At 58.2% G+C, this 19,614-nt stretch carries 16 protein-coding genes and 1 other RNA gene; 6 read left to right on the forward strand and 11 right to left on the reverse strand.

The window, feature by feature from the left end; all coding sequences use genetic code 11:
• Position 1: 1 nt before the first annotated feature.
• A complete protein-coding gene (locus ACMWL8_RS06885; protein WP_045261577.1) occupies positions 2 to 709 on the reverse strand; it encodes a CoA transferase subunit A in 708 nt (235 codons plus the stop codon).
• 140 nt (positions 710 to 849) lie between these two features.
• Here ACMWL8_RS06885 and ACMWL8_RS06890 point away from each other — a divergent pair, with 140 nt between their 5' ends.
• On the forward strand, positions 850 to 1,773 hold the full coding sequence (locus ACMWL8_RS06890; RefSeq protein ID WP_045261576.1) for a LysR family transcriptional regulator: 924 nt from the start codon (positions 850 to 852) through the stop codon (positions 1,771 to 1,773).
• Here ACMWL8_RS06890 and ACMWL8_RS06895 read toward each other — a convergent pair.
• The 8 genes from ACMWL8_RS06895 to ACMWL8_RS06930 all read right to left on the reverse strand — a co-directional run bounded on the left by ACMWL8_RS06895 (position 1,740) and on the right by ACMWL8_RS06930 (position 9,859).
• Positions 1,740 to 2,519, reverse strand: coding sequence for a heme ABC transporter ATP-binding protein (locus tag ACMWL8_RS06895; RefSeq protein ID WP_045261575.1), 780 nt, complete (start codon positions 2,517 to 2,519; stop codon positions 1,740 to 1,742). The two genes, ACMWL8_RS06890 and ACMWL8_RS06895, sit on opposite strands and share 34 nt — an antisense overlap.
• Positions 2,512 to 3,504 (reverse strand): FecCD family ABC transporter permease, encoded by a 993-nt coding sequence (locus ACMWL8_RS06900; protein ID WP_045261574.1) that lies wholly within the window; start codon positions 3,502 to 3,504, stop codon positions 2,512 to 2,514. Before ACMWL8_RS06900 ends, ACMWL8_RS06895 begins: the two co-directional genes overlap by 8 nt.
• A complete protein-coding gene (locus ACMWL8_RS06905; protein ID WP_041910423.1) occupies positions 3,504 to 4,325 on the reverse strand; it encodes a heme/hemin ABC transporter substrate-binding protein in 822 nt (273 codons plus the stop codon). The genes ACMWL8_RS06900 and ACMWL8_RS06905 overlap by 1 nt, the downstream gene beginning before the upstream one ends.
• A complete protein-coding gene (locus ACMWL8_RS06910) occupies positions 4,322 to 5,350 on the reverse strand; it encodes a hemin-degrading factor (protein ID WP_045261573.1) in 1,029 nt (342 codons plus the stop codon). The genes ACMWL8_RS06905 and ACMWL8_RS06910 overlap by 4 nt, the downstream gene beginning before the upstream one ends.
• A gap of 35 nt (positions 5,351 to 5,385) precedes the next feature.
• Complete coding sequence (locus tag ACMWL8_RS06915) at positions 5,386 to 7,368, reverse strand: TonB-dependent hemoglobin/transferrin/lactoferrin family receptor (RefSeq protein ID WP_045261572.1); 1,983 nt, start codon at positions 7,366 to 7,368, stop codon at positions 5,386 to 5,388.
• Positions 7,369 to 7,440: 72 nt separating this feature from the next.
• Positions 7,441 to 7,629, reverse strand: coding sequence for a hemin uptake protein HemP (hemP, locus tag ACMWL8_RS06920; RefSeq protein WP_045261817.1), 189 nt, complete (start codon positions 7,627 to 7,629; stop codon positions 7,441 to 7,443).
• A gap of 197 nt (positions 7,630 to 7,826) precedes the next feature.
• Complete coding sequence (gene aroH / locus ACMWL8_RS06925) at positions 7,827 to 8,873, reverse strand: 3-deoxy-7-phosphoheptulonate synthase AroH (protein ID WP_045261571.1); 1,047 nt, start codon at positions 8,871 to 8,873, stop codon at positions 7,827 to 7,829.
• Between the two features lie 152 nt (positions 8,874 to 9,025).
• Entirely contained in the window at positions 9,026 to 9,859 is an 834-nt protein-coding gene (locus tag ACMWL8_RS06930) for a pyruvate, water dikinase regulatory protein (protein ID WP_028012835.1), read from the reverse strand.
• A 335-nt stretch (positions 9,860 to 10,194) separates the two neighbouring features.
• Between ACMWL8_RS06930 and ppsA the strand changes: the two genes are divergently transcribed.
• From ppsA to ACMWL8_RS06955, 5 genes are all read left to right on the forward strand, one after another.
• On the forward strand, positions 10,195 to 12,573 hold the full coding sequence (gene ppsA / locus ACMWL8_RS06935) for a phosphoenolpyruvate synthase (protein ID WP_414751574.1): 2,379 nt from the start codon (positions 10,195 to 10,197) through the stop codon (positions 12,571 to 12,573).
• Between the two features lie 234 nt (positions 12,574 to 12,807).
• Complete coding sequence (locus ACMWL8_RS06940) at positions 12,808 to 14,208, forward strand: MFS transporter (protein WP_045261569.1); 1,401 nt, start codon at positions 12,808 to 12,810, stop codon at positions 14,206 to 14,208.
• Between the two features lie 3 nt (positions 14,209 to 14,211).
• Positions 14,212 to 16,587 (forward strand): glycoside hydrolase family 3 N-terminal domain-containing protein, encoded by a 2,376-nt coding sequence (locus ACMWL8_RS06945; RefSeq protein ID WP_045261568.1) that lies wholly within the window; start codon positions 14,212 to 14,214, stop codon positions 16,585 to 16,587.
• A gap of 505 nt (positions 16,588 to 17,092) precedes the next feature.
• Positions 17,093 to 17,575: a hypothetical protein gene (locus ACMWL8_RS06950; protein WP_045261567.1), complete on the forward strand. Its 483-nt coding sequence runs from the start codon at positions 17,093 to 17,095 to the stop codon at positions 17,573 to 17,575.
• The gene (locus tag ACMWL8_RS06955) at positions 17,575 to 17,724 is read left to right on the forward strand and encodes a hypothetical protein (protein ID WP_157843455.1); all 150 of its coding nucleotides are present in this window, start codon (positions 17,575 to 17,577) and stop codon (positions 17,722 to 17,724) included. Before ACMWL8_RS06950 ends, ACMWL8_RS06955 begins: the two co-directional genes overlap by 1 nt.
• Before the next feature lie 390 nt (positions 17,725 to 18,114).
• On the opposite strand, the gene rprA is transcribed toward ACMWL8_RS06955, so the two are convergent.
• An RNA gene (rprA, locus tag ACMWL8_RS06960) (antisense sRNA RprA) lies at positions 18,115 to 18,222 on the reverse strand.
• 209 nt (positions 18,223 to 18,431) lie between these two features.
• Entirely contained in the window at positions 18,432 to 19,547 is a 1,116-nt protein-coding gene (ydiK, locus tag ACMWL8_RS06965; protein WP_028012839.1) for an AI-2E family transporter YdiK, read from the reverse strand.
• Positions 19,548 to 19,614 lie beyond the last annotated feature (67 nt).

Below are 19,614 nucleotides of genomic sequence, written 5' to 3' on the forward strand. Positions count from 1 at the left end.
GTCACACTCCTTGCGCGCGCAGGGTGCGCTGCTCAATGCGTTTTTCGAACTGGCCGACAATCAGCCTGTCGACGTAAATGCCCGGGGTGTGAATGGCCGACGGGGGCAGTTCACCCGGCGGAACAATCTCTTCCACCTCCACCACCGTGATCCGGCCCGCCGTTGCCATCAGCGGATTAAAGTTTTGCGCGGTATGGCGATAGATGACGTTGCCGTACCAGTCCGCTTTCCAGCCCTTGATCAGCGCGAAGTCGCCGACGATCGCCTCCTCGAGGATGTAGTGCTTCCCTGCGAACTGGCGCACGTCCTTGCCGGTCGCCACGGGCGTGCCGTAGCCGGTGGCCGTATAAAACGCCGGAATACCGGCCCCGCCCGCGCGCACCTTTTCCGCCAGCGTGCCCTGCGGCGTAAGCTCAATTTCCAGCTCGCCGCTCAGCACCTGCTGCTCAAACAGCGCGTTCTCGCCGACGTAAGAGGCCACTACTTTGCGAACCTGGCGCGTTTCGAGCAGTAGCCCGAGACCGAAACCGTCCACGCCGCAGTTGTTTGATACTAGCGTCAGATCTCTCACCTGACGGCGCCGGACCTCCGCAATCAGGTTCTCCGGAATGCCGCACAGGCCGAAGCCGCCCGCCAGCAAGGTCATTCCGTCCGTCAGCCCGTCCAGCGCCTGCGCATAGCTGCCGACGCGCTTATCCAGTCCTGCCATAGTCATCCCTCCCGTTAACCGTGCCGGTATCATTAGGGGCGGCGACTCATTTGTTAATTTTGAATTTGTGACCCACTCATTTGGTTTTCTTATTAATTTCTTGTTAACTAATTCTTTTCAATTAGTTAACAGGATGAAAAATGAGAATGAGTGTCAAACAGTTACGCGCGTTTTTAGCGGTAGCTCACACTCTCAATTTCGCGCACGCCAGCGAACGCTTAAATCTCTCCCAGCCGGCCCTGAGCCTGACGATTAAAAGTCTGGAAGACGCGCTCGGCGGCCCGCTGCTGCAGCGGAGCACGCGCAAGGTTGCCCTCACGCAGGAAGGGGAGACGTTTCTGCCGATGGCGCGGCAGCTGCTTGCCGACTGGGATAATGTGGAGGAGGCGATGCACCAGTGCTTTACCCTGCAGCGCGGCAAAATCTCGGTCGCGGCGATGCCGTCATTTGCCGCCAACGTTTTACCGGAGGTGCTCAAGGCGTTTCGCGATCGCCACGCCGGGATCAACGTCACCGTGCATGACGTCATTAACGAGCAGGTGATTGAGATGGTGCGGGAAGGGCGGGTTGAGATGGGGATCGCCTTTGAGCCGGCCCCCACGCACAACCTGCTGTTTACGCCGCTGGGGCTCGACAGGTTTGTCGCCATTGTGCCGAAGGACTCCGCGCTGGCGGACAAAAAGCGGCTGGCCTGGGAAGAGCTACTGACGCTGGATTTTATTACCCTGCAGCGCCCGTCGGCGGTACGTCTGATGATGGAGGAGGAGCTGGCCCGAAGCGGCAGAAAGCTGGACGTGGCGCTGGAGAGTCATCAGCTGGTGACGGTAGGTCGCATGGTCGCCAGCGGGCTGGGCGGCAGTGCCGTACCGGCGCTCTGCGAGACGCAGATGGCGTCGCTGGGCGCGGTCTGTATTCCGCTGGACAGCCCGCCCATTGAAAAGTGTATCGGAGCGATCCATCCAGGGCACACGCAGCTCTCTAAGGCGGCGCATGCCCTGCTGGAAACCCTGAAAGATTTCTACCAGCCCAATCAGGGGGCAAGAAACACCTGCGGCGCGGCGTGAGCCGGATGCCTGCCGACGATAACCTGCGCGCCGTACCAGCGCGCCAGCGCGTCGGCCTGCAAAACGGTTTCCGGAGCTCCCTGGGACACGATTGTGCCGCCATGCAGCAGCAGGATGCGGTCCGCCCACAGCGCCGCCAGATTAAGGTCGTGCAGCACCACGCACACGTGGAGATGACCCCGACGGGTCAAGGATCTCATCAGGCGCAGCAGATGCTGCTGGTGGTAGAGATCCAGCGCGGAGGTGGGCTCATCAAGAAACAGCCAGCCGCGCGGGGCTCCGTCGCACCAGAGCTGGGCCAGCGCGCGGGCGAGCTGGATCCGCTGCTGCTCGCCGCCGGAGAGCGTCGAATAACGTCTGCCCGCCAGCGGAAGACAGCCCGTTATCGCCATCACTTCCTCAACTACCGACGCTTCAGGGGAGCGAGTCCAGGGCGCGCGTCCCATACCGACCACCGCGTCCACCGGCCAGTCGAATCCGGGCTGAGTATTCTGGCGCATCACAGCCCGGTAGCGCGCGAGGGTATCCGGCGGCCAGTCCGCAAGCGGCGTTCCGGCCAGAGTGCAGCGTCCGCTTGCGGGCTTGAGATAGCCGGTAAGCAGCCGCAATAACGTCGATTTCCCGGCACCGTTGGGGCCAATCAGGGCGACCAGCTCACCCTGAGAGAGGGTAAGCGACACATCGTCGATCAGCGTCCTCTGCCCGGCGTGAAAGAAAATCTTCTCTGCACAATAGCGTTCAGCCATGCGTACCTCCGCGACGAAAGATAAGCCACAGGAACCACGGCGCGCCGAGAAGGCTGGTCAATAACCCGACGGGCATCTCCGCCGGAGAGACCAGGGTGCGCGCCAGCGTGTCGGCAACCAGCAGTAGCAGCGCACCGGCCAGCACCGAGCCGGGTACGACGGCCCGGTGGTCGGCCCCCAGCCACATGCGCATCAGATGCGGCACCACAAGGCCAATAAAGCCGATCACGCCGCTGACGGCTACCGCCGCGGCAACCAGCAGGGCGCTGCACAGCAGCAGGATCCGCTGTACCATCGCGACATCCACCCCGAGATAGTGCGCCTCTTCATCGCCCAGCTGCAGCAGGTTGAGCGGGGCGGCCAGTCGCCAGATAATCAGCACTGCGGGCACCATCAGCGACGTTACCGCCAGCAGGGTGGACCACTGCGCCTGCCCGAGGCTGCCCATTCCCCAGAGGGAAAGCTGGCGAAGTTGGGCATCGTTGCTGAGCCATGAGAGCACCCCGACGGCCGCGCCGCACAGGGCGTTGATGGCGATCCCCACCAGCAGCAGGCGGGACAGGGAGCCGTGACGCTGCTGGCTGAGCAGGAAGATAATGACGGTTGCGGCCAGCGCGCCGAGGAACGCCGCGAGCATCGGGGCATACAGCATCAGCAGGGCAGGTAACGCGGCGGGAATGACCACCCACAGCGCCACCGCCAGCGCCGCGCCGCTGCTGATCCCCAGCAGACCCGGGTCCGCCAGCGGGTTGCGGAACAGCCCCTGCATCACACAGCCGGCCAGCGCCAGCGCTCCGCCAATCACCAGCGCCAGCAGTACGCGTGGCAGGCGAATGGTAAGCCAGATCTGACGCATGGCCTCATCGCTGCCGCTCCACAGCAGGCTGACCGGCAGGTGCAGTGCCCCAAACCCGGTCGCGGTGAGCGTCATGATGCTCAGGATCGCGGCCAGCATCCACAACGACAAGGCGATCCGCCGGGACATCAGGGCAGTTGCTCCGCTTTGGCGCGCAGCTGCTGGATGGCATCCGGCGTTCGCACGCTGAAGCCCAGCAGCGCCATATCATCAATCGCCAGCACCTGCCTGTTCCGTCCCGCCGGGGTTTGCGCCAGACCGGGCAGCTTCCACAGGTTTTCTTCGCCGCCCAGCGCGTTCACGCCGTCCTGCGAAATCACCACCAGATCGGGCTGGCTGGCAATGACCCCTTCCTGAGACAGCGGCTGATAGCGGGTGAATCCCTGCATCGCGTTCTGCAGCCCGGCGGCACGGATGGCAGCGTCTGCGCCGGTCTGCTGCCCGGCGGCCATTGCGGTCATTCCCCCGTGGTTGAGGATAAACAGCACCCGCTTGTTGAGGGGCGCGGAGGGCAGGGCCGCCAGCGCCTGACGCAGCGTGTGGCGCAGGGCTTCGCCCTCGGCTTCATGGTGCGTAGCGTTGGCAATCACCCGAACCTTTTCGTCAATGACGCTCAGGTCGTTGCGGCCGGGAACGGTTACTACCCTGACGTGACTTTGTTCGACCTGCTTCAACGCCAGAGACGGCTGCGCCTGGTCGCTGGCCAGCACCAGCGTGGGGCGCATGGACAAAATGCCTTCGGCGTTAAGCTGGCGTAAATATCCCACGTCAGGCAGATCGTTTGCCGCCTGCGGCCACTGGCTGGTGCTGTCGCGCGCGACCAGCGAAGACTGCGCGCCAAGGGCGTAGACAATCTCCGTCACGTCGCCGCCAAGGGCGACAATTTTCTCCTGCGCGGCGGCAAACGCCACCAGAGGCAGGGCGCTCAGCAGGGCTAACCACGTTTTCATGCGGCCAGCCCTTTTGGCGTCAGGGCGTCAATCTGGCTGCGCCACTGGCTCTGCTCCGGCTCACCTTCGGTACGCTGGCCGTAAAGCTGGGCGATTTGCGTGCCGTCGGCGGCAAACAGCTCCAGGCTGGTGACGTGGCCGTCAGCCGTGGGTTTGCGCGTCACCCAGCTCTCTGCGATCGTCTCCTCCAGCAGATGCAGAGTAAAGGCAGGGTTAAAGACGTTCAGCCAGCCTTTCATCGGCACGACTTTTTCCACCGCGCCGGTGAAGATCTGCACGCAGCCGCGGTTGCCGACGAAGACCATGATTTCGTTGCCGTCCCGGCGTGCCGCTTCCAGCAGCTGTGCCAGCGCGCTGTTCTCCACCTTACAGGCCAGGTCGTCGCCCACCAGGCGAAACGCCTGCTGACGGCTGAGATTGTGGCGTTTGAGCAGACTGAAGAACTGATGCACGTCGGTCATGGCGCGCCACTCCTTGTCCACGAGAGCGGCATCCGCGTTTTCGGCGTGAGCCGGGACATCCCCAGCGCTCAGCTCAAACGGCGGATTATCGGCAAAGATAAAGCGGGTCAGCACGTCGCCCCAGGCGGCGAGGTCGGTGTTGTCCGTGGTGTAGACCTTCAGCACCGCATCGCCCTGACGATCGAAGAACTGAATGCTCTGTTGCTCGCCGCGGGCGGTGGTTTCGCTGAGGTGAAACGCGCTCGCCCACTGGTTGAGGAACAGGCGCAGATCCAGCGCGCGCGGGTTCAGCACCAGCCCGGCGTGGCCGTTCAGGTGCTGGTTGGTGAAGCTGCCCACCTGCTCGTGAACGGCATACTCGTTGCGGCAGATGCACTTGGTTTCGCCCACGGCTTCCAGCGCGCCCAGAATATCGCGGATTTCGCCGCGCAGTCGCCAGGCGTCATGGCCCACGCGGGAAAAGGTCAGCTCCGCTTCGCTGATGTTCATTAACCCTGCGATGTCTCGCGCATACTTACCCGGATTTTCTTCTTTTAGCTCAAGCCAGCGTGCGTAGTGATGCATTGTCTTATCCTTCTGAAGAGTGGCCCCGAAGGGAATTACCACTGATAGCTTACGAAAATCTTGCCGTTACGACCGTCCTGCGGAATACCCTGCGGAGACCAGTACTCCTTATCGAAGGCGTTGCCGAGCACCAGCGTGGTGGTGACGCCCTTGAGCTGCTCCTGGCCCTTATAGCTGACGTAGAAATCGTTAACCGCATAGCCCGGCTGCTTGCTGTAGCTGCTGCTGACGTGGGTTGAGCGATCGGCAAAGGTGCCGATCCAGCCCACGGAGAAACCGCTTTGCGCTACCGGAACGTCCAGCTTGCTGGTGACGGTGTCCGGGTTGATGCTGGAGATGTACTCCCCGGTATCGGTATCTTTCCCGCGGGTGCGGTTATAGGCCACGTCGAGGCTAAACAGATCGGCCGAGTATTTTGCCATCATGTCCCAGCCCCAGATTTTGGCGTTCGGAACGTTGTACGACATGGTGGTCGCGGCGGCAAAATCGACGGTGGTGGAGATGTAGTCTTTGGCTTTGGTATCGAAATAGCTGGCCTTAAACTCCAGCGCGTCGTTGGCGAGCATCAGATCGTCAAAGCGCAGGCCAAAACCAAACTCCTGCGTTTCGTTGGTTTCCGGGCGCAGGTTCGGGTTCGGCACCCAGTAGTTGGTGTAGAAGCGGCCAATGGAGAAATGTTTGGCGTCGTTATACATTTCGCCCATGGTCGGCGCGCGGAACGCCTGCGCGTAAGAGCCAAACAGCATCAGCCAGTCGGTCGGGCTGACGGTCAACCCGGCGCGGGAGGACCATTTATCGGCATCGACATCGTCGTAGCCATTGCTGCTGCCGCGGTAGTTGTCATACCGCGTGCCGCCCAGCAAGGTGATCGGCAGATCGCGAAGGGTGATTTCATCCTGCAGCCAGCCGGAGCTGAAGTCGATTTTCGCCTCCGGGAAGCCGGTCGTGGCCCCGCCCGGACGCTGCTCCTGACGATAATATTCTCCGCCGTAGGTCAGAAGGTGAGAGGCAAAAGAGTCGCTGAACAGGCGGGTACGGTTTTCCACCTTGCCGCCTTTGGTGGTCTGCTTGCGGAACTCGCCGGTGCTGTCGATGTTCTGGGCATTAATGCGCGCTTCGGACCAGTAAACCTTCGCATCGGCGTTCAGCCAGTCGTATCCTTCCGGCGCAATGTGGTAGCCAACCTGCGCATCGCGCTGGATGGTGGAGCGGTCGGTCATCGGGTTGCTGCTATTGGCATCAGAGGTTTGCGGGTTTTTCGGCTCCTGCGCGGCGTTGTTGTAATAGCGCAGGGCGCCGCTCAGGGTCTGGGCCTGGTCGATTTTCCAGCTGCCTTTCGCCAGCATGTTATTGATGGATTCGTCGTTCAGCGCCGTCGCACCGTCGCTCTGGCGGATATCGCCACGGTCGCGGCTGGACCACGATACCAGGCCGTCCAGGGTATCGGTACGGCCATAGGCGCTGGCCCCCAGGCCGAGGCTGTGGTCCCCCGTTGCGCCGGTACCAAACACGCGATAACCGCTGTTTTTGCCCGGTTCCAGCAGATCTTTGGCGTCGACGGTGTCATAGGAGATGACGCCACCCAGCGCGCCGCTGCCGTAGAGCAGCGCAGACGGACCGCGCACCACTTCAATACGTTTAATCAGCGCCGGATCGAGGAACGTGCTGTTGAGGTGCCCGGTGTCGGTACCCTGACGCACGCCGTCGACCAGCACCAGAACGCCGCGGCGGTCATAGCCGCGCAGGTTAACGTCCTGACCGTTGGTGCGGCCGGTGCCGTCCAGCGTCAGACCGGGCACGTTGCGCAGCAGGTCGGCGGCAGAGCTGGCGGTCTGTTTTTCCGGGGCGGTGGCGTCAACCACACTCACCATCATCGGGGCTTCGAAGGCGCTACGGGCGTTGCCTGTGGCGGTGACGGTTATTTCATCTGCGGCAGCAAATGCGGCGCCCGGCAGGGTGCTGACAATCGCCAGCGCCAGAAGGGACGGGCGTAAACGTGCGGTATGCAGGTGTAGCATAGCAACTCTCCATAAAGTATCGAAAGCGCTGGCTGCCTGGGGATCACCTGGGTGGCTGGCGAAAGTATTGGTTTATTTTGTGAGGATCAGTTTTCCGGCATTCGTCTGGCGCAGCAGATACTGCTGGCCGTCATGCTCGATAATCACCCGCCCCTCATCACCCAGCAGCGTTTTGCTGTCGATGCGACGATCGGTAGGGGCAGGGGACGGTGCTGTGTGCTTGTTCGCTGGCGTTGCCGCGCTGTTATCCGTAGGTGACATCATGTTTATAAATAACAATCAATGTAACAATGATAATCATTATCAATAAACTGCAAATTCACGGCAAGCGTTTTTGTGAAAATTGTGTGACGGGATCAAATTTGTGCAATGAAACGCCCGGTAGCGGCTTCGCCTTACCGGGCCTACAACGGCACGGATCGTAGGTCGGGTAAGCGCAGCGCCACCCGACAATAGCATCAGAAGCGAGAATCAACCGCCGCTGCCAGCTTCTCCAGCAGCAGCTCGCTGTCTTCCCAGCTCAGGCACGGGTCGGTGATCGACTGACCGTATACCATCTGCTGGCCGGCAACGATTTTCTGCGTGCCTTCTTTGATGAAGCTTTCGGCCATGATCCCGGCAACGGCGGTCGAGCCGCTGCGGATTTGCTGACAGACCTCATCGCAGACGTCAAGCTGGCGGCGATGCTGCTTCTGGCAGTTGCCGTGGCTGAAATCCACCACCAGATGTTCCGGCAGGTCGAATTCGGCCAGCGTTTCACAGGCGGCAGCGATGTCTTGTGCATGGTAATTAGGCTTCTTCCCGCCGCGCATAATGATATGCCCATACGGGTTACCGCTGGTCTGGTAGATGGTCATATGGCCGCTCTTGTCCGGTGACAGGAACATATGGCTGGCACGCGAGGCGCGGATCGCATCGACCGCAATCCGGGTGTTGCCGTCGGTCCCGTTTTTGAAGCCGACCGGACAGGAGAGGGCTGAGGCCATCTCGCGGTGGATTTGGCTTTCGGTAGTGCGCGCGCCAATCGCGCCCCAGCTGATCAGATCGGCGATAAACTGCCCGGTCACCATGTCGAGAAACTCGGTGGCCGTCGGCACGCCCAGCTCGTTGACCTGCAACAGCAGCTTGCGCGCCAGCTCGATGCCGTGGTTCACGCGATAGCTGCCGTTAAGGTCAGGGTCGGAAATCAGCCCCTTCCAGCCCACCACGGTACGCGGTTTTTCAAAGTAGGTGCGCATCACAATCTCAAGGCGATGCTGGTATTTTTCCCGCAGCCCCTGAAGCCGTTTTGCATAATCCATCGCGGCATCCAGATCGTGGATGGAGCAGGGCCCAATCACCACCAGAAGACGCTTGTCTTCACCATTGAGGATTTTTTCAATGCGGCGGCGGGAGGCCGTCACATGTTCCGCGACCGCGGCGGAAACGGGGTGCCGCTCGGCCAGTTCAGCCGGGGTGACCAGGCTGTCTATGCGCGCCGTGCGGAGTTCATCGGTTTTATTCATGACTTATCTCAGAAAATTTTTGCTTCATCGGCAGACTACCGGGAAGTGATGGGCATCACATTAAACCAATCCCTGCTGATTTCAAGTTCGGGGCGACACCGCCCCGCTGTTGAAAAGGATGATACATGAATCTGAGCTAATGTACTAGCTTATTAGTACATGCGGCGGTTAAGCCCCATGATGTCGAGAATTTTGGTGGCGATCTCTTCTACCGAATAGTTCGTGCTGTTCAGCCACGGGATCTGGTTTTTGCGGTACAGCGCTTCCACTTCGGAAACCTCCATGCGGCACTGGCGCATCGAGGCGTAGCGGCTGTTCTCGCGGCGCTCTTCGCGGATCGCCGCGAGACGTTCCGGGTTAATCGTCAGGCCGAACAGCTTGTGCTGCAACGGCTTGAGCGCAGCGGGCAGCACCAGGTTATCCATATCGTCGGCAATAAAGGGGTAGTTTGCGGCGCGGATGCCGAACTGCATCGCCAGATAGAGGCTGGTCGGCGTTTTGCCGCAGCGCGACACGCCGAGCAAAATCACCTGCGCCTGGTCGAGGTTGCGCAGCGAGATCCCGTCGTCGTGCGCCAGGGTGTAGTCGATGGCGGCAATACGCGCGTCATATTTGGTCAGGTTGCCGGGGTTCAGCCCGTGGGTGCGGTGCGCGATAGGCGTCGGGTCAAGCTTAAGCTCGCTCTGGAGCGGGGCCACCAGCGCCTGCACGATATCCTGGCAAAAGCCTTCACTTTGCAAAATGATGTGGCGAATCTCAGGAATAACGATGGAGTAGAACACCAGCGGGCGCACGCCGGTCTGCTGGAAGATGGCGTCAATCTGGTCTTTCACCGCTTTGGCACGGCTCTCATTTTCCACAAACGGCAGCGTGATGCTGTTAATCGAAACGGGGAATTGCGACATCACCGCGTGGCCCAGCACCTCGGCGGTGATCGCCGTACCATCAGAAATATAAAAAACGTGACGATCGACAGCATTATCCATTTTACCCACCCTGAATATCATACCTAATTGTCTGAAAGCATAAATTAAAAAAGTTAATTGCACAGCAAAGAAGTTATCTGAATTTAAAATGAAATGATGTTTTTGATTTTCCTGAAAAGCGGATTTCATTTTTCAAATAGCGACTTTATTTTTGTGGTTTCTGGCTGAATATAGAGGAATCATCAGCTTATTGGCTGGTGGGAAACTATCCGAAAAGTTGAAAATTTAAATTGCTTACACGATTCACCGTTTTTTTAGCGCAAATAATTATGCCAGTATAAATACGTAGTCAGGTGTTACTTACTCCGATCAAATATCACAAAAGGATTGTTTCGATGTCCAATAATGGCTCGTCACCGCTGGTGCTTTGGTATAACCAACTCGGCATGAATGATGTAGACAGAGTTGGGGGCAAAAATGCCTCCCTGGGTGAAATGATTACAAATCTGTCCGGTATGGGTGTCTCCGTACCAAACGGGTTTGCCACGACCGCCGACGCGTTTAACCTGTTTTTAGACCAGAGCGGTGTAAACCAGCGCATTTACGACCTGCTGGATAAAACGGATATTGATGACGTCACCGAGCTTGCCAAAGCCGGGGCGCAGATCCGCCAGTGGATCATCGACACACCTTTCCAGCCGGAACTGGAAAAAGCTATCCATGACGCGTACAACCAGCTCTCCGCTGACGACGCGCAGGCCTCCTTTGCCGTACGTTCTTCCGCGACCGCAGAAGACATGCCGGACGCGTCGTTTGCCGGGCAGCAGGAAACCTTCCTGAACGTTCAGGGCTACGATGAGGTGCTGGTGGCGGTGAAGCACGTATTTGCTTCCCTGTTCAACGACCGCGCCATCTCCTATCGCGTGCATCAGGGCTATGACCATCGCGGCGTGGCGCTCTCCGCGGGCGTGCAGCGCATGGTGCGCTCGGACGTGGGTTCCTCCGGTGTGATGTTCTCCATTGATACCGAATCCGGCTTCGACCAGGTGGTGTTCATCACCTCCGCGTGGGGCCTGGGTGAGATGGTCGTGCAGGGCGCGGTGAACCCTGACGAATTCTACGTACACAAGCCTACGCTTGCCGCGGGCCGTCCGGCGGTGGTGCGCCGCACCATGGGCTCGAAAAAAATCCGCATGATTTATGCCCCAACCCAGGAGCATGGCAAGCAGGTTAAGATTGAAGATGTGCCGCAGGAGCAGCGCGACCGCTTCTCCCTGACCGACGCCGAAGTGCAGGAGCTGGCGAAGCAGGCGGTGCAGATTGAGAAACACTATGGCCGTCCGATGGATATCGAATGGGCGAAAGACGGGAACACCGGCAAGCTGTTTATCGTTCAGGCGCGCCCGGAAACCGTTCGCTCTCGCGGCCAGGTGATGGAGCGTTATACGCTGCACGCGCAGGGTAAAATCGTGGCGGAAGGCCGCGCCATCGGTCACCGCATCGGTGCCGGTCCGGTCAAAGTGATCCACGACATCAGCGAGATGAACCGTATTGAGCCAGGCGACGTGCTGGTGACCGACATGACCGACCCGGACTGGGAACCGATCATGAAGAAAGCGTCGGCCATCGTCACCAACCGCGGCGGCCGTACCTGCCACGCGGCGATCATTGCCCGCGAGCTGGGGATCCCGGCGGTTGTCGGCTGCGGTGACGCCACCGAGCGCATGAAGGACGGGCAGAACGTGACCGTCTCCTGTGCCGAAGGCGACACCGGCTACGTCTACGCCGATATCCTTGACTTCAGCGTGAAGAGCTCCAGCGTGGATACCATGCCGGAGCTGCCGCTGAAGATCATGATGAACGTGGGTAACCCGGACCGCGCGTTTGACTTCGCCTGTCTGCCGAACGAAGGCGTTGGCCTGGCGCGTCTGGAATTCATCATTAACCGCATGATCGGCGTTCACCCGCGCGCGCTGCTGGAGTTTGACGACCAGGACGCGAAGCTGCAGAACGAAATCCGCGAGATGATGAAAGGTTACGACTCGCCGAAAGAGTTCTACGTCGGCCGTCTGACCGAAGGGATCGCCACGCTGGGTGCAGCGTTCTACCCGAAACGCGTGATCGTGCGTCTGTCTGACTTTAAGTCTAACGAATACGCTAACCTTGTGGGCGGCGAACGCTACGAGCCGGAAGAAGAGAACCCGATGCTGGGCTTCCGCGGGGCCGGACGCTACGTGTCCGACAGCTTCCGCGACTGCTTCGCGCTGGAGTGCGAGGCGGTGAAACGCGTGCGCAACGACATGGGGCTGACCAACGTCGAAATCATGATCCCGTTCGTGCGTACCGTGGATCAGGCGAAAGCGGTGGTGGACGAGCTGGCGCGTCAGGGCCTGAAGCGCGGCGAAAACGGGCTGAAGATCATCATGATGTGTGAGATCCCGTCCAACGCCCTGCTGGCCGAGCAGTTCCTGGAGCACTTCGACGGCTTCTCTATCGGCTCGAACGACATGACTCAGCTGACGCTGGGCCTGGACCGCGACTCCGGCGTGGTTTCCGAGCTGTTCGACGAGCGTAACGAGGCGGTGAAAGCGCTGCTTTCCATGTCCATCCGCGCGGCGAAGAAGCAGGGTAAATACGTCGGGATTTGCGGTCAGGGACCATCCGACCATGAAGACTTTGCCGCCTGGCTGATGGAAGAGGGGATTGACAGCCTCTCCTTGAACCCGGACACGGTAGTGCAAACCTGGCTGAGCCTGGCGGAACTGAACAAGTAACGGCAACACGATCGCAAAAAGGCGAGGATTTTATTCCTCGCCTTTTTTATTTCACCTCTAATTTGCTCCCCATCACAAATAATCTAAAAAACCAAATATCATAATTTGTCTGTTAATTAAGACAATTGTTAGTGCGCAACGCGTTGCTAATACTTGAGCCTTACTGCGCATTTCCCTTCAGATGATGCGCAACTGGTTGAAATACGTTTTAACCTGATAAAAAGGCAAATAACAATGACACTTTCCTCTGTATTGCGTACCAAAGATAAAATAGGTTATGGCTTAGGTGATATGGCCAGCGCGCTGGTCTGGCAAACGGCCACATTATTTCTTGCTTATTTCTATACCGACGTTTTTGGTTTGCCTGCCGCGATCATGGGTACCATGTTTTTAGTGGTGCGCGTGGTTGATGCGTTTGTCGACCCGTGTATTGGCGCGCTGGTTGACCGCACGCAGACGCGTCACGGCCGTTTCCGGCCCTGGCTGCTGTGGTTTGCTATTCCCTTTGGCGTAAGCTGCCTTATTACCTTCTACGTACCGGACGTCGGGCCGACGGCAAAAATTGTTTATGCCTGCGCGACCTACGCGATTTTAAGTCTGATTTACTCCGCCATTAACGTGCCTTACTGCGCCATGCCGGGCGCGCTGACGCTGGATCCGCGCGAGCGTCACTCCCTGCAGTCCTGGCGTTTTGGCCTGTCATTTATTGGCGGGTTGATCGTAACGGTTATCGCTCTGCCGCTGGTCTCATTGTTGGGCCAGGGCAACGTGCAGAAAGGCTATTTCTTTGCCATGAGCCTGATGGGGCTGCTGGGAATTGTGCTGTTCTTTTGCTGTTTCCTGATGACCCGCGAGCGTTATTCCCCGCGCAATGATACCTCCGGCTCCATGCTCACCGATTTAAAACTGCTGGCCGGTAACAGCCAGTGGCGCATTGTGTTTGTGTTTAATATTTTGCTGTTAACGGCGGTGGTGACGCGCGGCTCTGCCACCATGTATTACGTCAACTATGTACTGTTGCGCCCGGAGCTGGTTTTTGCCTTTATTGTTTCTGGCATGGTGGCCTCGTTAAGCGGCGCGTTATTATCTGAACGCCTGCTGGGGAAATTTGACCGCGTACGCGCCTATCAGTGGACGATAATGTCCTTCGTCATTTTCGGCGCGCTGATTTTCTTCCTGCCGCCTTCGCAGGTGTGGCTAATCTTTGGCCTTAACATCGTCTTTAGCTTTATTCAAAACCTCACCACGCCGCTCCAGTGGACCATGTTCTCTGATGTGGTCGACTACGAAGAGCATCGTAGCGGCCGCCGTCTGGACGGGCTGGTCTTCTCTACCGCGCTGTTCGCCATCAAGTTTGGCCTTGCGCTGGGCGGGGCGGTGGTCGGCTGGGTGCTCGGCATGGTGGATTACGCCCCGGGCCAGGCAGCCCAGGCGCCGCACGTGCTCTCCACCATCAACGCCCTGTTCACCCTTATTCCGTGCGCGCTGTTCCTCTGCATGGTGGCGCTGCTTTCCATCTACAAGCTCAACAGCCGGCTGGTGGATTCCATCGCCCGGGAGCTGGCCAGCAAGCGTGAGGTAAGACCCGACGCGGGGCAGCTCAGCCCGGCAACCCCTTCCGCACTACAGGAGTAAAATATGACTGCTATCTATAAGGACGCGGGACGTCCCGTGCACGAGCGCGTCGCTGATTTACTGGCGCGCATGACCCCCGAAGAGAAGTTCGCCCAGATGCACGCCTACTGGCTGATCCTTGATGAAAACGGCAACCACCGGGAGCGCAGCGATTTGAGCGACGAATTCGCCGGCGTCAGCGAGCAGGCGGCGCTGAGCGAACGGCTAAAACTGGGCGTCGGGCAGATCACCCGTCCGCTCGGCACCCACATCGTTGACGCGAAAACCGGGGTGCGCGCGGCTAACCGCCTGCAGCGCATGATGATGGAAGAGACGCGGCTTGGCATTCCGGCGTTGTTCCACGAGGAGTGCCTGGTGGGGCTGCTGTGCAAAGACGCCACGCTGTTCCCGTCCTCGCTCAACTACGGCTCGACCTGGGACCCGGAGCTGGTGCAGCGCGCGGCAGAGCAGATCGGTAAAGAGGCGCGTTCCGTCGGTTGCCAGCAGGGGCTGGCCCCGGTGCTGGACGTTTCCCGCGACGTCCGCTGGGGGCGAACCGAAGAGACCTTCGGGGAAGATCCCTGGCTGGTGGGCGTGATGGCAACCGCCTGGGTGAAAGGGTTACAGGGCGACAAGCGCGATCTGCTGGCGACGCTCAAACATTACGTGGGCCACTCGTTCAGCGAAGGGGCGCGCAACCACGCCCCGGTGCATCTTGGCTTTAGCGAGCTGAACGACACCTTCCTGCTGCCGTTTGAAATGGCGGTGAAGCTGGCAAACGCCGGTTCGGTCATGCCCGCCTACCACGACATCGATAACCAGCCGGGGCACAGCGACAGCTTCCTGTTGACCACCGTCCTGCGCGAACAATGGGGCTTCGACGGCATTATTGTGGCGGACTACGGCGGCGTCAGCCTGCTGCACCAGCACCACGGGATTTCCCACGACGCAGCGGAGTCCGCCGCGCTGGCGTTTAACGCCGGGCTGGACGTTGAGCTGCCGAAAGATGACTGCGCACGCCATCTGGCGGAAGCGGTAGAGCGCGGGCTGATCTCTATGGCGAAAGTCGATGAGATCGTGGCGCGTACGCTGACCGAAAAATTCCGTCTCGGCCTGTTTGAGAACCCGTATGCCGATGAAAACGGCATCGATCTGCAAAATGAGATGACCCGCCAGGTGGCGCGGGAGGTGGCGACAAAATCGGTCACGCTGCTGGAAAACAACGGCATTCTGCCGCTGAACGGTAAACCCCGCGTGGCGGTAGTGGGGCCGACGGCAGACGATCCGCTGGCGTTGCTCAGCGGCTACAGCTTCCCGGTGCATCTGATCATCAGTGATATGGTGGAAGAGACCTCGCAGGTGACGACCCCGCGCGCGGCGCTGGAGCAGTACCTGGGTGCATCGAACGTGCGCTACGCGAAAGGGTGCCACATTATCGAAAAACGGATGGCGGGCGCGCCGGTCTTCCCGGGCGACAGCGGCGGTAAACCGATGCAGCAGTCTCCGGTGTCGCAAAGTACCGCACTTATCCCCGAGGCGGTCAGCGCCGCGCAGGAGAGTGACGTGGTGGTGGCCTGCGTGGGCGATCTCGCCGGGCTGTTCCAGAGCGGCACCGTGGGGGAAGGTTCCGACACCGATTCCCTGAATCTGCCGGGCGTCCAGCAACAGCTGCTGGAGGCGCTGGTGGCGACGGGCAAGCCGGTGATTGTCGTGATGACCGGAGGGCGACCGTACAACCTTCAGGGGCTGGAGGACAAGGTCGCTGCGCTGCTGGTGGCGTGGGCGCCGGGGCAGGAAGGGGGCTGGGCGATTGCGGACGTGTTAACGGGACGGGCAGAGCCGCAGGGCCGTTTGGTCGTGAGCGTGCCGAAAAGCGCCGGGGCCATGCCGTATTACTATAATCACAAGCTCAAAAGCGGCGGTACGCCGTTTGCGTTCCATTTCGGTTCACGTTACCCGTTTGGCTTCGGCCTCGGCTGGACGACGTTTCGCTGGGGAGCTGCCCATGTCGCTGAAAGCCGCGTGCCGGTCGACGGCGAGGTGACGCTGAGTGTGGATATCACCAATACCGGAGAGCGCAGCGGCAGCGAGGTGGTGCAGATTTACGTCAGGGATAAGGTCGCCACCCAGGTGCGGCCGCTTCAGGAGCTGAAGGCCTTCCAGCGCGTCACGCTCTCGCCGGGCGAAACCGCCACGCTCACCTTCACGCTGCCGGTTGAGATGTTCAACTTTACCCGCCGGGACGGAAAACGCATCGTTGAGCCGGGTGAGTTTGAACTGCAGATTGGCGCATCGTCGGCGGATATCCGCGAGGTGGTAACGGTCAATGTGACGGGGGAAACGCGGATGCTGCCTCCTGAGTGGCGGATGCTCAGTACCTGTGAGGTTAAGCGCGCGTAGTCAGGATAAAAAAAAGCCCATCGTGGGAGATGGGCAAAGACGGCTCCATGTGGGTTGTGTTTGGTGGTTCTCAAATGGACTATAGCGTTATGCAAGGCAAGCTGAAGAACATTGTGCATAGCGTTATGGTGCAGCACAGCTTAACTTCTAGCTGGAGAGGATGGGAATGTTCTTAAGAGTTAGCACAAATACCTCATAAAATTAAAGGTGTTAGGTCTAATATCCATTTCCCATATTCAGAAAGTGGCAGAGGTACTAAATATGTTAACTCAATATGGTTGGTGGTTCTGTGGAACTATCCGAGGATTATGAGCTGTTGGTTTTACACTGTCTATAATCGCTACTGTTATTTTTTATTTCGTTTATGGTGCTTTAAATATTTCCGTTAAGCCGTGGATTAATCGTAGGGTTATCCTTTCTGGTTTATTTAATTTCGCTATTGCTGCTCTATGTGTGGCTGTGGAATCAGGTTTGATTTACGTTTTAATTTTAGGGGATTAATAAAATGTCTGCTGTGTCTATTGTTATTCCGTTGATGGTTGCTGTTTCTGGCTATAAGTCTGCTTTGAAGGATGAAGCTAAGCGACTCGAAACTAATAGAGCTGAGCAAGGTCGCACATATACATATTCTCTGCTTGTTCTGTGTGCTCTGTTCCTGTCCTTTATTCCTCGCTTTATGGGGTTCCCAGAGCTTGTAGGTGCTCTTGTTGAAAGCGTTGCTACATATACAGCGTTATATGTGGCTGTGCGTGGGTGTGCTGTATATATGCAATATAAGCGCTTGCCTAAAGACGCCTCATTATTATTTACGCTGTTCTGTGCTGCTTATGCTGCTATGGAGTTTATTGCCAGGTTTTATTCAATGACTAGGTCAGTGACTATTCCTGATTGGGTTAGTTATTCCTGTCTTGCTATGATAGTGCTTGTTCCGTTCTTCTGCATCGGTGAAATGATTAGTGTGAAGCGTTCTAAGAAGGTGGCTAAATAATGAAATTCTTATTAATTGGCCTTACTCTGATGTGGCTGCTTGTCTGTGGTGGTATTGCTGGTTTTGGTGGTGTGGTATTCGGTCTGGCTGTGGGCTTTATTCTCTATGGCTTAGGTGTTGTGATTCGTAAATGGTGGTGCAAGCAATGAAGCGTTTAATGCTCGTGGCAGCAGTCTGTGGCAATTCAGAGAGAAACTTTCCTTAGGGCTTTCACTGTTCACTCTTATAGCACGCTAGCAAACAGAAAAAGCACCCCAGGAAGCGGGCTAAGGCATGGACACCTAAGGACTAGCCCACTTTGATTAAGTCAACTTTTGTTAGTTCATGGAGATATTCTAACGGGGTTAATCTTGCACTTAAGTAGTCCTAACTCTTTTGGGATTTGTACCTAAACGAACATCCTACAACCTTCAGAAACCTTTCATACAAGTCTAACTATCAATTAGTTAGCGTGTATTAGCATTTCTTGCACATACAACATTCATACAACTGTCTTACGGTATGTACTCAGCAGTACACGGGTGAGCATTGAAAAATAAACAAAAAAAAGCCCATCGTGGGAGATGGGCAAAGACTACACACAGCAATTCGTTGTTTCACTCAGGGGATTTCCATGCTTATAAATCAAGGTGTTGATTTATAACCTTGAGCTAATAGTAGGCATGTCATCTTTCAGCGTCGATCGGATTCGTCTCAATAGTTAAAGAGACGTAAAGATTTCTTGAGAATAATAGCGGACTTAATGCTGAAATGGCGGGTCTGACCAGTGTGCAACGAATAAATACTTTAGCAGTGTTAAAGTATTGTGCGGGATAATGTACGCCGGGTAAGCGTAAGCGCCACCCGGCAACAAGGCTTAATGGGTATTCTTTTCTTCCAGCTCTTCCAGCTCGCTCAGAATCACGTCCGGGTCGGTTCCAGGCGGCGGCACTTCATGAACCCAGGCGGAGAACAGACGCCAGGTAACGGCGAGCAGCACCGGGCCAATGAACAGACCGATCATCCCGAAAGCAATCAACCCGCCGATAACCCCGGAGAGGATCAGGATCAGCGGCAGGTCTGCGCCCATGCGGATGAGGATGGGGCGAATGACGTTATCCATGGTGCCAACCACGCAGCTCCAGACCAGCAGCACCGTTCCCCACGTGGTATCACCCGTCCAGTAAAGCCAGATAATGCTCGGAACCAGCACCAGCAGCGGCCCCAGTTGTGCAAGGCAGGTCATCAGCATGACTACGGTAAAGACGGTGGCGTACGGTACGCCAGAAATCGCCAGGCCGATACCGCCCAGCACCGCCTGCACCAGCGCCGTCACCACGACGCCCAGGGCGACCGCGCGCACGGCCTGCGCGGCCAGCAGCACCGCGGCGTCACCGCGTTTTCCCGCCAGGCGGGTGGCAAAGTGACGAACGCCTAAAGCCACCTGCTCACCGCGCCAGTAAAGCAGGGCGCTGAAGACCAGCATCAGGGTACAGTGCATCATAAAGCGGCCGATATGTGCGGCCTGACCGACAAACCAGGTGGTGGTGGTGCCAATATACGGACGCACTTTCGCCATCAGCGCGCTGCCGCCCATCTCCAGCAGGCTATGCCAGCCGCTGTAAAGTTTAGCGCCCACGACCGGAATGCTGTTCAGCCAGCCGAGGTCCGGCAGCGTCAGGTCGCCGCTTGTCACGGCGCGGATCACCGGGCCGCTGGAGTCGACAAGGCTGTTTACCAGCAGCGCAACTGGAATAATAAACAGCAGGAACAGCAGCAGCGTCATCACCAGCACGGCCAGCCCGCGGCGGCCAAACAGCAGTTTCTGCAAGCGCAGCAGCAAAGGCCACGTGGCGACGACAACGGTCGCAGCCCAGGCGAAGCCGAGAATAAAGGGTTGAACAATCCACAGACACGCAATAATCATGAGGGCCAGGAACAGCACCGACAGCAGAATTTGCGCAACATCCCTGGGCTGGCGAAGATTGACCATAAATGAAACTTTCCTTAAAAGAACGCCAGTACCACTGGCGGGAATGGAAAACCGCGTCTCTCTTATC

The organism is Enterobacter sp. 04-C-12-SI-ECC, from assembly GCF_047530715.1.
Classification (GTDB): Bacteria; Pseudomonadota; Gammaproteobacteria; order Enterobacterales; family Enterobacteriaceae; genus Enterobacter; species Enterobacter bugandensis.